This window comes from Streptomyces sp. NPDC030893, from assembly GCF_055571535.1.
Map to the genome: position 1 here is coordinate 25,690 of NZ_JBVIFC010000011.1, position 12,734 is coordinate 38,423.

General features: G+C 73.6%; 13 protein-coding genes. 10 read left to right on the forward strand and 3 right to left on the reverse strand.

What is annotated here, in order from left to right:
- The first annotated feature begins 48 nt into the window (after positions 1 to 48).
- From ACZ434_RS20825 to ACZ434_RS20840, 4 genes are read left to right on the forward strand one after another with little or no spacing between them, the layout of a single operon-like run.
- A complete protein-coding gene (locus ACZ434_RS20825) occupies positions 49 to 1,419 on the forward strand; it encodes a glutamine synthetase family protein (RefSeq protein WP_468457911.1) in 1,371 nt (456 codons plus the stop codon).
- 8 nt (positions 1,420 to 1,427) lie between these two features.
- The gene (locus tag ACZ434_RS20830) at positions 1,428 to 2,801 is read left to right on the forward strand and encodes an aldehyde dehydrogenase family protein (protein ID WP_468457913.1); all 1,374 of its coding nucleotides are present in this window, start codon (positions 1,428 to 1,430) and stop codon (positions 2,799 to 2,801) included.
- A 6-nt stretch (positions 2,802 to 2,807) separates the two neighbouring features.
- Positions 2,808 to 3,590: a 3-oxoacyl-ACP reductase gene (locus ACZ434_RS20835; protein WP_468457915.1), complete on the forward strand. Its 783-nt coding sequence runs from the start codon at positions 2,808 to 2,810 to the stop codon at positions 3,588 to 3,590.
- Positions 3,591 to 3,617: 27 nt separating this feature from the next.
- Complete coding sequence (locus tag ACZ434_RS20840; RefSeq protein WP_468458268.1) at positions 3,618 to 4,529, forward strand: DUF2510 domain-containing protein; 912 nt, start codon at positions 3,618 to 3,620, stop codon at positions 4,527 to 4,529.
- A gap of 4 nt (positions 4,530 to 4,533) precedes the next feature.
- On the opposite strand, the gene ACZ434_RS20845 is transcribed toward ACZ434_RS20840, so the two are convergent.
- Positions 4,534 to 5,736 carry an amino acid deaminase/aldolase gene (locus tag ACZ434_RS20845; protein ID WP_468457917.1) on the reverse strand — a complete coding sequence of 401 codons (1,203 nt, stop codon included), beginning with the start codon at positions 5,734 to 5,736 and terminating at the stop codon, positions 4,534 to 4,536.
- 763 nt (positions 5,737 to 6,499) lie between these two features.
- On the opposite strand from ACZ434_RS20845, the gene ACZ434_RS20850 reads away from it, so the two are divergent.
- Positions 6,500 to 7,684 (forward strand): hypothetical protein, encoded by a 1,185-nt coding sequence (locus tag ACZ434_RS20850; protein ID WP_468457919.1) that lies wholly within the window; start codon positions 6,500 to 6,502, stop codon positions 7,682 to 7,684.
- On the forward strand, positions 7,681 to 8,862 hold the full coding sequence (gene mycP, locus ACZ434_RS20855; protein WP_468457921.1) for a type VII secretion-associated serine protease mycosin: 1,182 nt from the start codon (positions 7,681 to 7,683) through the stop codon (positions 8,860 to 8,862). The genes ACZ434_RS20850 and mycP overlap by 4 nt, the downstream gene beginning before the upstream one ends.
- 41 nt (positions 8,863 to 8,903) lie before the next feature.
- On the opposite strand, the gene ACZ434_RS20860 is transcribed toward mycP, so the two are convergent.
- On the reverse strand, positions 8,904 to 9,632 hold the full coding sequence (locus ACZ434_RS20860) for a serine hydrolase (RefSeq protein WP_468457923.1): 729 nt from the start codon (positions 9,630 to 9,632) through the stop codon (positions 8,904 to 8,906).
- Positions 9,633 to 9,782: 150 nt separating this feature from the next.
- Here ACZ434_RS20860 and ACZ434_RS20865 point away from each other — a divergent pair, with 150 nt between their 5' ends.
- A complete protein-coding gene (locus tag ACZ434_RS20865) occupies positions 9,783 to 10,514 on the forward strand; it encodes an SseB family protein (RefSeq protein WP_468457925.1) in 732 nt (243 codons plus the stop codon).
- A 15-nt stretch (positions 10,515 to 10,529) separates the two neighbouring features.
- Here the strand turns inward: ACZ434_RS20865 and ACZ434_RS20870 are convergent, their stop codons facing one another.
- Complete coding sequence (locus tag ACZ434_RS20870; RefSeq protein ID WP_468457927.1) at positions 10,530 to 10,907, reverse strand: DUF1844 domain-containing protein; 378 nt, start codon at positions 10,905 to 10,907, stop codon at positions 10,530 to 10,532.
- Positions 10,908 to 11,302: 395 nt separating this feature from the next.
- Here ACZ434_RS20870 and infC point away from each other — a divergent pair, with 395 nt between their 5' ends.
- From infC to rplT, 3 genes are all read left to right on the forward strand, one after another.
- Positions 11,303 to 11,947, forward strand: coding sequence for a translation initiation factor IF-3 (gene infC, locus ACZ434_RS20875; RefSeq protein ID WP_468458270.1), 645 nt, complete (start codon positions 11,303 to 11,305; stop codon positions 11,945 to 11,947).
- 110 nt (positions 11,948 to 12,057) lie between these two features.
- Positions 12,058 to 12,252, forward strand: a complete 195-nt coding sequence (gene rpmI / locus ACZ434_RS20880) for a 50S ribosomal protein L35 (protein ID WP_003977225.1) — start codon at positions 12,058 to 12,060, stop codon at positions 12,250 to 12,252.
- A gap of 95 nt (positions 12,253 to 12,347) precedes the next feature.
- Complete coding sequence (rplT, locus tag ACZ434_RS20885) at positions 12,348 to 12,731, forward strand: 50S ribosomal protein L20 (RefSeq protein WP_004933571.1); 384 nt, start codon at positions 12,348 to 12,350, stop codon at positions 12,729 to 12,731.
- The last annotated feature ends 3 nt before the right edge of the window (positions 12,732 to 12,734 follow it).

The window sequence follows — 12,734 nt, forward strand, 5'->3', positions numbered from 1 at the left end:
ATACCTTATGGCTCCCGGCTTGACCGAAGAAGCCCGAGGAGGCCCTCCGTGGCAGACCGCACACCCCCGCTCGCCGTCGAGGAGCTGCGCACCCTCGTCGCCGGCGGTGAGATCGACACCGTCGTCCTGGCCTTCCCCGACATGCAGGGACGGCTCCAGGGCAAGCGGTTCGCCGCGCGCTTCTTCCTCGACGAGGTGCTCCGGCACGGCACCGAGGGCTGCAACTACCTGCTCGCCGTCGACGCCGACATGAACACCGTCGACGGCTACGCCATGTCCTCCTGGGAGAACGGCTACGGCGACTTCGCCATGTACCCCGACCTCGACACCCTGCGCCGGGTGCCCTGGAACGAGGGCACCGCCCTGGTCGTCGCCGACCTCGCCTGGGCCGACGGCTCCCCGGTCGTCGCCGCCCCCCGGCAGATACTGCGCCGCCAACTGGACCGCCTCGCCGCCCTCGGCCACACCGCCCGGGTCGGCACCGAGCTGGAGTTCATCGTCTTCCGGGACACCTACGAACAGGCCTGGGACGCCGGCTACCGCGGGCTGACCCCCGCCAACCAGTACAACGTCGACTACTCCGTGCTCGGCACCGGCCGCATCGAGCCCCTGCTGCGCCGCATCCGCAACGAGATGGCCGGCGCCGGACTCACCGTGGAGTCCGCCAAGGGCGAGTGCAACCCCGGCCAGCACGAGATCGCCTTCCGCTACGACGAGGCCCTGGTCACCTGCGACCAGCACGCCGTGTACAAGACGGGCGCCAAGGAGATCGCCGCCCAGGAGGGCGTCTCGATCACCTTCATGGCCAAGTACAACGAGCGCGAGGGCAACTCCTGCCACATCCACCTCTCCCTCGCCGACGCGGCGGGCGACAGCGCCATGCCGGGCTCACCCGAGGAACCGGACTCGATGTCGGAGGTGATGCGCCACTTCCTGGCCGGCCAGCTCGCCGCGCTCCGTGAGTTCTCCCTGCTCTACGCCCCGCACATCAACTCCTACAAGCGGTTCCAGCCGGGCTCCTTCGCCCCGACCGCCGTCGCCTGGGGCCGCGACAACCGCACCTGCGCTCTGCGCGTGGTCGGCCACGGCGGCTCCCTGCGCTTCGAGAACCGGCTGCCCGGCGGCGACGTCAACCCCCACCTCGCCGTGGCCGGCATGGTCGCCGCCGGCCTGTACGGCATCGAGCAGAAACTGGAACTGCCCGAGCCCTGCCCCGGCAACGCCTACACCGCCGACTACGAGCACGTCCCCACCACCCTGCGCGAGGCCGCCGAACTGTGGGAGACCAGCGCCATCGCCAAGGCCGCCTTCGGCGAGGAGGTCGTCGCCCACTACCGCAACATGGCGCGCGTCGAGACCGACGCCTTCGACGCCGCGGTCACCGACTGGGAACTGCGCCGCTCCTTCGAACGCATGTGAGGCCCTCCTTGCCCGACCAGCCCACCGGACTCCAGGTACGCAACCCCGCCACCGAGGAGGTCATCGCCACCGTCCCGGCCGCCACCCCCGCCGACGTCGACGCCGCCGTCGTACGCGCCGCACGCGCGCAGACCGCCTGGGCCGCCCTCGCACCCGGCGACCGGGCCCGGCTGCTGCGCCGGTTCGCCGCCACGGTCGACGAGCACCTCGAGGAACTGGCCCGCCTGGAGGTCAGCGAGGCCGGCCACACCCTCGGCAACGCCCGCTGGGAGGCCGGCAACGTCCGCGACCTGCTCGACTACGCGGCCGGCGGGGTGGAACGCCTGACCGGCCGCCAGATCCCGGTCGCGGGCGGGGTGAACGTCACCTTCCCCGAACCCCTCGGCGTCGTCGGCGTCATCGCCCCCTGGAACTTCCCCATGCCCATCGCGGCCTGGGGCACCGCGCCCGCCCTCGCCGCCGGCAACGCGGTGCTCCTCAAACCCGCCGAGACCACCCCCCTCACCGCCCTGCGCCTGGCCGCGCTCGCCCTGGAGGCCGGCCTCCCCGAGGGGCTGTTCCAGGTGCTCCCCGGACACGGCCCGGTCGCCGGCGACGCCCTCGTCGAACACCCCGGCGTCGCCAAGATCGTGTTCACCGGGTCGACCTCCGTGGGCAAACAGGTGTGGGCCAAGAGCGCGGCACACCTCACACGCGTCACCCTGGAACTCGGCGGCAAGAGCCCCAACATCGTCTTCGCCGACGCCGACCTGGAGGCCGCCGCGGCCGCCGCGCCCCTGTCCTTCCTCGACAACGCGGGCCAGGACTGCTGCGCCCGCACCCGCATCCTCGTCGAGCGCTCCGCCCACGACCGGTTCCTGGAACTGCTCGCCCCCGCGATCGAGGCCGTCCGGGTGGGCGACCCGGCCGACGAGACCGTCGACATGGGCCCGCTGATCTCCCGCGCCCAGCTGGACCGCGTCCGCTCCTACGGCACGGACGCCCTCGACGGTATCCGCGGCAAGGCCCCCGAGGGACCCGGCTACTGGTTCCCGCCCACCGTCCTCACCGGCGTCGCCCCGGACGCCCGCGTCGCCGTGGAGGAGGTGTTCGGTCCCGTCGCCGTCGTCCTCCCCTTCGACGACGAGGCCGACGCCGTACGCCTCGCCAACGCCACCGACTACGGCCTGGCGGGCTCGCTCTGGACCCGGGACGTCGGCCGCGCCCTGCGCGTCTCCCGGGCCGTCCGGGCCGGCAACCTGTCCGTCAACTCCCACTCCAGCGTCCGCTACTGGACCCCCTTCGGCGGCTTCAAACAGTCCGGCGTCGGTCGTGAACTCGGCCCGGACGCGCTGACCGCCTTCACCGAGACCAAGAACGTCTTCATCAGCACGGAGGCCTGAGGGCACATGAGCGAAGAGAACATCTGCCGCCGGCTGACCGGCCGCACCGCCGTCGTCACCGGAGCCGGCAGCGGCATCGGCCTCGCCGCCGTCCGCAGGCTCGCCTCCGAGGGCGCCCACGTGGTCTGCGGCGACGTCGACGAGGCACGCGGGAAGGCCGCCGCCGAGGAGACCGGCGGCATCTTCGTCGACGTGGACGTCACCGACCCCGAGCAGGTCGAGGGCCTCTTCCGGACCGCGTACGACACCTACGGCAGCGTCGACATCGCCTTCAACAACGCCGGGATCTCCCCGCCCGACGACGACTCCATCCTGGAGACCGGCCTCGACGCCTGGAAACGCGTCCAGGAGGTCAACCTCACCTCCGTCTACCTGTGCTGCAAGGCAGCCATCCCCTATATGCGGCGCCAGGGCAAGGGCTCCATCATCAACACCGCGTCCTTCGTGGCCCGCATGGGCGCGGCGACCTCGCAGATCTCGTACACCGCCTCCAAGGGCGGCGTCCTCGCCATGTCCCGGGAACTCGGCGTGCAGTTCGCCCGCGAGGGCATCCGCGTCAACGCCCTGTGCCCCGGGCCGGTCAACACCCCGCTGCTCCAGGAGCTGTTCGCCAAGGACCCCGAGCGCGCGGCCCGCCGGCTCGTGCACATCCCGCTCGGCCGGTTCGCCGAGGCCGAGGAGATCGCCGCCGCCGTCGCCTTCCTGGCCAGCGACGACTCCTCCTTCGTCAACGCCACCGACTTCCTGGTGGACGGCGGAATCTCGGGTGCGTACGTCACACCGCTCTAGCGAGCGCTCTACAGTGCCCGGATGAGCATGACGCCACCGCCCGGCTGGTACCGCGATCCGCATGCCCCGCACCTGGAACGCTGGTGGGACGGCACGGCCTGGACCGAGCACCGGCGCGCGCCCGGGGCTCCGCCCGTGCCACCGGGCCCGCCCGCGGGCGGCACGGGCGGCCCCCGCGGTACCGGCCGTGCGAAGACGGTCGCCCTCGCCACCGCGGGGGCCGTGCTCGTCGCCGCGATCGTCACCGGCGCGGTGGTCCTCGGCGGGGACGACGGCGACCCGGAGGCGCGCACCGGCCCGGCCGCCACCACCTCGGCGACCGAGCCGCCGCCCCCGTCGCCGTCCACGTCCGAGCCGCCCGCCGACGACCCGTCCGTGGTCGAGGACGAGCTCAACGGCATCACCTTCCCGCTCCTCGACGGCTGGGTCAGGCCCCAGCACATCGCCGTCGACGACGTCGTCATGAGCACCGACGGCACCTACGACTGCCCCGGCGAGGGCTCCGTCTGCCGCCACGGCCTCGTCATCTCCCGCACCGTGACCGAGAGCGGCACGACCTCGCCCCAGACGCTCGCCGAGGAGGACATCTCCGACGCGGCCGAGGACGCCTTCGGCGAGGACGCCCTGGGCCAACAGCCGTACGGCGGCCTGGAGTCGCACGAGGTCGTGAAGTCCGGCCCGGTCGCGGTCGCGGGCCGCGCCGGGTACCTGGTGCGCTGGCGCGTCACCACCGCCGAGGGACCCGGTGGCCATGTGCAGTCGATGGTGTTCGCCTCCAGCGTCGGCACCGAGTCACCGGTCCTCGTCCGGTACGTCTTCGACGCCGGGGAGGACGGCCCGCCCCTGGCCGACATGGACCGCATCACCAAGGGCATCCGCTCGGTCACCGACGCGGCCTCCGGCGGCGGCGTCGGCAGCAGCGTCGGCCCGCCCGGCTGAACCGCTACAGGAAGGTGTGCCCCTCGCCGCGGTACGTCGGCACGGTCGCCGTCACCGCGTCGCCCTCCACCAGACGCAGCGCGTCGAACCGCTCGCACAGCTCGCCCGCCTTGGCGTGCCGGAACCACACCTTGTCGCCGATCAGCAGATCGTCGGCGGGCGAGCCCAGCAGCGGGGTCTGCACCTCGCCGGCCCCCTCCCGCCCGTCGTAGCGCAGCCCCTCGGGCAGATACGGCACCGGCAGCCGGTCCGAGCCGGGAGCGCCGGACGCCGGATAGCCCCCGCCGAGCACCGTCACCACACCGACACCCGGCCGCCGTACGACGGGCAGGGCGAACAGCGCCGCCGGACGCCCGCTGAACGACGTGTAGTTGTCGAACAGCCGCGGCACGTACAGCCCCGAACCGGCCGCTATCTCCGTGACCGCGTCCTCCGCGGCCGTGTGCTGCACACTGCCCGTACCGCCGCCGTTGACGAACTCCAGATCCGGTACGACCTCCCGGACCGCCGCCACCACCGCCGCACGCCGCACGGCCAGTTCACGCCGCGCGGCGGACTGCATCAGCCGCACCGCGTAGGACCGCAGCGGATACCCGGCCATCGCGTCACCGACACCGGCCACATGACCCTCGTACGCCATGATCCCCACCACCCTGAACCCGGGCCGCCGCGCCACCGCGCGCGCCATCTCGGCGATGTGGGCGGGGGAGTGCAGCGGGGACCGCCGGGCGCCGACCCGCAGCCGCCCGCCGAACAGTTTGAGCGCCGTGTCCAACTCCAGGCACACCCGCACCACTTCGTCGCCGCCCGCGCGGGAGGCGTCGATCAGGTCCAACTGCGCCGGATCATCGATCATGACCGTCACGGCCGCTGCGAGCTTGGGATCGGCGGCGAGTTCGGCGTACCCGGCCCGGTCGGCGGACGGATAGGCGAGCAGGACGTCGTCGAAACCGGAGCGGGCCAGCCACAGCGACTCGGCGAGCGTGAACGACATGACGCCCGCGAAACCCTCCCGGGCCAGCACCCGTTCCAGCAGCGCACGGCAGCGTACGGACTTGCTGGCGACCCGGACCGGCTTGCCCCCGGCCCTGCGGACCAGATCGTCCGCGTTGGCGTCGAAGGCGTCCAGGTCCACGATCGCGAGAGGGGCTTCGAGCTGAGCCGTGGCCCTGTCGTAACGGACCCGGTCAGCGGCGCGCGCAGTCATGACCGCAGCCTGCCAGACAGGATTACCGCAGGGTAGGGGGACGTTCCGGGCAGATGCCGCGGGCCTGCCGACTGGTTCCCGTCCGACGCGGATCACGCCGTAGAGTGACGCGCACGCACGGCGGATCGGGGCCGGCCCGGCAGTCCGGGCGGGATGACGCGCCGTCCGTGCGGGTATCTGTGCCCGGGACGAGTCCGTGCCGGGCCCCTGACAGCGAAGACGCCGGCCCGCGCAGGCAGGAACGGCCCGGGCACGAGGAAACGGGGGGTGCATGAGCACGGAAGCGCGCCGCGCCTCCCTCCCCCCGCGCCCCACCGTCCCCCCACGCCCCGCCCACCCCCCGGCCCCGCCGGAGCCCGCCCCGCAGGGCCGGACCTCGGGCGGCCCCGGAGCCTTCGACACCCGCGAGCCGGCCCCCGCCCCCGGCCAGACCGTCCCGCCGACAGCGAACGGTGCGGGCCCGGACGGGCGCAGCGGGAGCGCGCCGGTCACGGGCGCCCGTCGGCTTCCGCGCGCGTTCGGCGGCACCGCTGCCGGTGCCGACCCGTCGGCCCCGGCTGCCGGAGGCGCGGGTGACGAACCGCGGCGGCACTCCGGGAGCACGCAGGGCGGTCCCGAGTTCGGCGGCACCGATCCGACGACGGCGGTTACCGGGCCGGACGGGCGTCGGGCCGGCCGTGGGAGTGCGGCCGCTGACGGTGACGGTTCCGCGGGTGTCCCCCTGTCCCGTGCCGGGGCCGGTCTGCCGGGCGGTACGAACCCCGTGGCGCCCCCGCCGCCGCGCGCCTCCGCGCGTTTCCCCGACGCCCCGCCGACCGTCGGCCGGGGCCTGCGCTCCCCGGACCGGCCCTCCGCCGTTCCCCCGCAGCCCACCCACCGGCCCGCCGCGGAGACCGCGTCGGAGACCACCACCCGCCTGCGCCCCGTCCCCGCGGACCGGCCGGGCGGAACCACCCCGGCGCCGCCCGGCCCGCGCCCGGGCCCCGGCCCGGAACACCACCCCGCCCCCGCACGGCAGCCCGCACCCGACGAACGCACCGGCGCACCGCATCCCAACGGCGTCCCCGACCCCGCGCTCTCCTGGAGCGCGCCCATGGCACCGGACGGCGTGCCCGGGCCCGGGCGGGTGACCGTCGTGTCCCTCGGCGAGCCCGAGGGATACGACGAGCACGCGCGGCCCCGGCCCTTCGGGCGGCGCAGCCGGTCGCAGATCGTGGCCGCCGCGGCCTGTCTCGTCCTCGGGACGGGACTCATCGGCGGTGCCGTCACGGGCAGTTGGCTCACGGACGGCTCCGAAGGGCCCGGCACCCGGCACGGCTTCGCCGCCGCCGGGGACATGTGGCACAACGTGCCCGTCGACCAGCTGTTCCCGCCCACCGTGCAGGGCAAGGGCGCGGGACCCGGCGGCGCCGACCGCTCCTGGACCCGTATCGCCGTGGCCCCCGACAGCGGCTGCAAGGGCGCCTTCGACCCCCTGCTGCGCAAGGTCCTCGACCCCGTCGGCTGCGCACGCCTGCTGCGCGCCACCTACACCGACGCCACCCGGAGCCATGTCACCACCGTCGGCCTGCTGTTCACCGAGGCCGACGCCGCCGGCATGAGCGCCCTCGCCCGCCGCTTCGACACCGAACGCCTGGACCGCCGTACCGACCTGATGCCCCTGCCGTACGCCGCGAAGGGCACCGCCGCCGCCGGCTTCGGCCCCGGACAGCGGGCCTCCTGGACGATCTCCGTGCTCACCGACGCCCCCGTCGTCGTCTACGCCGTCACCGGCTGGACCGACGGCCGGACCGTCGACCGCCCGCAGCCCGCCGAGGACGCCATGGAGTCCGGAGCCACCACCGGCCCCGCCCAGGCAGGTCTCGGCCACGAGGCACGAGGACTCGCCGACCGTGTCGAACGCGGCCTGCGCAAGAAGGCGGGCACCGCGACGGAGCAGCCGTCATGAGGCCCCTCACCGGCCGCCGCCCCGCCGCGGCCCTCTGCACGCTCCTCGCCGCCACGCTCGTCCTGCTGCCCGCCGCCTCCGCGCACGCCGACGGCATCCGCGACCGCCAGTGGGGTCTGGAGGCCCTGCACACCGCGGAGGCGTGGCGGACCACGAAGGGCGCGGGCGTCACCGTCGCCGTCCTGGACACCGGCGTCGAGGCCGACCACCCCGACCTCGCCGGCAACGTGCTCACCGGCAAGGACCTCGTCGGCTTCGGAGCGAGCGAGGGCGACCGCGCCTGGGCCCGCCACGGCACCGCCATGGCCGGCATCATCGCCGGTCACGGCCACGGCCCCGGCAACGCCGAAGGCGTCATGGGCATCGCGCCCGAGGCGAGGATCCTGCCCGTCCGCGTGATCCTGGAGGACGGCGACCCCTCCCGCGCCAAGGCCCGCAGCACCCGCGGCAACGCCCTCGCCGAGGGCATCCGCTGGGCCGCCGACAACGGCGCCGACATCATCAACCTCTCCCTCGGCGACGACTCCGCCTCCGCACACCCCGAACCCGGCGAGGACGAGGCCATCCAGTACGCCCTGCGCAAGGGCGTGATCGTCGTCGCCTCCGCGGGGAACGGCGGCGAGAAGGGCGACCGCGTCTCCTACCCGGCCGCCTACCCCGGTGTCATCGCCGTGACCGCCGTCGACCGCTACGGCACCCGCGCCCCGTTCTCCACCCGCCGCTGGTACGCCACGGTCAGTGCTCCCGGCGTCGACGTGATCATCGCCGACCCCGACCACAAGTACTACGAGGGCTGGGGCACCAGCGCCGCCGCCGCGTTCGTCTCCGGCGCCGCCGCCCTCATCGAGGCGGCCCGCCCCGGCCTGACTCCGGCCCAGGTCAAACGGCTCCTGGAGGACACCGCCCGCAACGCCCCCGACGGCGGCCGCGACGACTCCCGGGGTTTCGGCTTCGTCGACCCGGCCGCCGCGATCGAGGCCGCGGCCCGTCTGGAACCGGACGGCCTGCGGTCGGCCGCCTACGGCGAGAAGTACTTCGGCCCCGGCCCGGACACCGACGACTCCGACGACGGCACCGCCGACTGGGCGGCCCCCCTCGCGGGCGGCGCCGGTGGCGTCCTGCTGGTCGCCGCCGTCGTCCTGTGGCGCGGCCGCCGCGCGGACCGGCAGGAGCCGTAGCAGTCCGTGCGGCCCGCGTACGACCGGCGGGCCGTGGCGGTTCAGTGCCGCGGCGGTACGCCGACCGCGCGGTGCCCGGCATCCGGCGTACGGGCACCGCACTCCAGCGCCGCGACGGCCGTCCGTACGGCGTCCTCCACCCGGGCCACCCCCCGCTCCTTCGTCGCGTTGCCGTCGGACAGCGCCGACACCAGGCACACCCGGCCACCGGCGGTCACCCGGCCGACGCTGTTCACGACCCACAGGCCCGTCGCGTCCCGCGGCAGCCAGCCGTTCTTCACGGCCCACGCCGTACCCCCGTCCGCGACGGACGGCACGCCCCACGCCTGCTCCGGCACGACCCCCGCCATCAGTTCCCCCACGTACGCACGCGCGGCCCCGCCCAGCTCCGAGTCCCGGCCGAACACCTGCCGCAGCAGCGCCAGCCGGTCGGCGGCCGTGGTGCGGGTCAGACCCCACAGCGTGCCGTCGCCGCCCACGGTCTCCGTCAGCCCGAAGCGGGCGTTCGCGGCGTCGAGGCCCGCCGCCCGGCCGATCCCCTCCCACAGGGCCGACGCCGCGTCGTTGTCGCTGCGCACGATCATCGCCGCCGCGCACGACCGCTCCGCCCCGGTGAGGACCCGTCCCGCGTCCCGCGCCGCCAGCAGCAGCGCCGCCAGGATGTCGACCTTCACGACGCTGGCCGTGACGAACACCCCGTCGCCGTGCGCGACGCTCTCCCCGGATCCCAGGTCCAGCACCGCCACGGACACCCGCGCCCCGTCCGCCACCGTCGTCTCCCTCCGTCGAAGCCGAAGCCCGTAGGCGAACCCGAACCCGAATCCCGTAGGCGAACCCGAAGCCCGAGCCGCATCCGAAACCGAAACCGAAGCAGAAGCCGCGTCCGAGCCTGTCACGGCCGGCCGATAGGCTCGGTGCCCGTGGCGAACAAGAACATCCCCGACTCCCCGTTCCGCGACGACGACGGCAGCGCCGACCCCCGGCTGAGCGCCGCCCTCGCCGCCTGGGCCGAGGACGGCAACGCCGTCGGCCCCGTCCTGGAAGCGCTCAAGGGCGCCCGGCTGCTCGTCCCCGTCGTGGCCCTGCTCGGTGAGGTGGAGGAGGACGAGAACGGCTTGCGCCGCGAGAAGACCAGCGACATGGCCGTACCCACGCTGAAGGCCGGCGCCCGCACCGCGCTGCCCGCCTTCACCTCCACCGAGTCGCTCGCCCGCTGGGATCCGGCGGCCCGCCCCGTCGCCGTACCGCTGCACCAGGCGCTTCAGGCCGCCGCGCACGAGAAGGCGGACACGATCGTCCTGGACATGTCGGGCCCGGTGCCCTTCGAGCTGACCGGCCCCGCCCTGCTCGCCCTCGCCGAGGGCCGCACCAGCACCGACCCGCTCGCCGACCCGGCCGTCGTCGAGGCCGTACGGGCCGCCGTGGCCGCGGAACCCGTCGTGCTGCGCGCCCACCTCGGGCCCGGACCGGCCGACGGCACCCTCGCCCTGGTCCTCGACCCGGCCGTCCCCGCAGCCGAGGCCGCCCGCGCCGTGGCCCAGCGGCTCGCCGCCGACGAGACACTGAGGGCCCGCCTGGTGCGCGGCCTCGACCTGGCAGTCCTGCCGGCCGAGGCGACGCCGCCGGGCGAGCCCCTGTACGTACGTTCCTGAGCTGTCCGCGATGTCCTAGCCGTAGACCGCGCCCGTGTACTTCTCGCCCGGACCCTTGCCCGGCTCGTCCGGGACGAGGGAGGCCTCGCGGAAGGCGAGCTGGAGGGACTTCAGGCCGTCGCGCAGCGGGGCCGCGTGGAAGGAGCTGATCTCGGTCGCCGAGGCGTCCAGCAGGCCGGCCAGCGCGTGCACCAGCTTGCGCGCCTCGTCCAGGTCCTTGTGCGAGTCCCCCTCCTCGGTCAGACCGAGCTTCACGGCGGCGGCGCTCATCAGGTTGACGGCGACCGTCACGATCACCTCGACCGCGGGGACCTCCGCGATGTCGCGGGCCATGGCGTCGAAGTCGGGGTTGCCGGGGGTCTCGGGGGTGTCCGAGGGGGAGGTGTCACTCATGCCCCACACGATAGGCGCAGCCGGGCGTGGCCCCGACGCCAGGAGGCGGGGGACGGCCGGTTGGTGCACCTCACCGGGAGCTGCTAACCTTGTGTAACGACCGGTCGGACCCGTATGCCTCGCGGCGCACGAGCCCGGCCCACAAGTGGAGGCTTCGAACTCCCACCTGGCCGCCCTCAGGGCGGCGGGTCACCGGTCAGGCGGTCCCGTCCCCGAGGCGGCGATCCGCCCGATGACGCGCCCCGCGGTCCCCGTGGCGGTGCTCCGGTAGTTCGAGGAGCCCCGCCTGTGATCGTCCGGGGCATTTTCTTTGCTTCGACGCGGTTAGGTCTAACGAACACAGACGTTACGCGGCTGTCCGCCAGACCGTCGCGTGGTGCTACCGAGGAGGATCCATCAGCGCCGAGCCCCGCATCAACGACCGGATTCGCGTTCCCGAGGTGCGACTTGTCGGTCCCAGCGGCGAGCAGGTCGGGATTGTTCCGCTTGCCAAGGCCCTGGAGCTTGCGCAGGAGTACGACCTCGATCTCGTCGAGGTCGCGGCGAACGCCCGTCCGCCCGTGTGCAAGCTCATGGACTACGGGAAGTTCAAGTACGAGTCGGCCATGAAGGCCCGTGAGGCGCGCAAGAACCAGGCGCACACGGTCATCAAGGAGATGAAGCTCCGGCCGAAGATCGACCCGCACGACTACGACACCAAGAAGGGTCACGTCGTCCGGTTCCTCAAGCAGGGCGACAAGGTCAAGATCACGATCATGTTCCGTGGTCGCGAGCAGTCCCGGCCGGAGCTCGGTTACCGACTGCTGCAGCGTCTCGCGGAGGACGTCCAGGACCTCGGGTTCGTCGAGTCGAACCCGAAGCAGGACGGCCGCAACATGATCATGGTCCTCGGTCCGCACAAGAAGAAGACCGAGGCGATGGCCGAGGCCCGCCAGGCGCAGGAAGCCCGCAAGGCAGAAGCGAAGGCCAACCCCGGCAAGTCGCAGAATGCCGCGGAGACCGAGGCCGCCGAGGCGGCCGAGGAGCCCGCCGAGGCGTGACTCCCCGGGGCGCGAGCCCCAGGAAGCAACCGAAACAAGTACGACGCTCCACCGTGCCCGGTTTCCGTGACCGGGCACCGGAGCGCCACCGACGAGGAGAGAACGGCGCTATGCCGAAGAACAAGTCGCACAGCGGTGCCAGCAAGCGCTTCAAGATCACCGGCTCCGGCAAGGTGCTCCGCGAGCGCGCCGGCAAGCGCCACCTGCTCGAGCACAAGTCGTCCCGCGTGACGCGTCGCCTCACCGGCAACGCCGAGATGGCCCCGGGCGACGCCGCGAAGATCAAGAAGCTTCTCGGCAAGTGAGGTCGGGCGCCCAGCGCCTGAACCACCGACACCGGGACCCAATCGTTTCCGGGCCGTGTGACGACAACCACGGCCCCGCTACAAGGAGTTAACAAGTGGCACGCGTCAAGCGGGCAGTCAACGCCCACAAGAAGCGCCGGGCGATCCTCGAGCAGGCCTCCGGCTACCGCGGTCAGCGTTCGCGTCTGTACCGCAAGGCCAAGGAGCAGGTCACCCACTCGCTGGTCTACAACTACAACGACCGCAAGAAGCGCAAGGGTGACTTCCGTCAGCTGTGGATCCAGCGCATCAACGCCGCCGCCCGCGCCAACGGCATCACGTACAACCGCTTCATCCAGGGTCTGAAGGCCGCGAACGTCGAGGTCGACCGCAAGATCCTGGCCGAGCTGGCCGTCAACGACGCGACCGCCTTCGCGGCGCTCGTCGAGGTGGCGCAGAAGGCGCTGCCGGCGGACGTCAACGCGCCGAAGGCCGCGTGACGC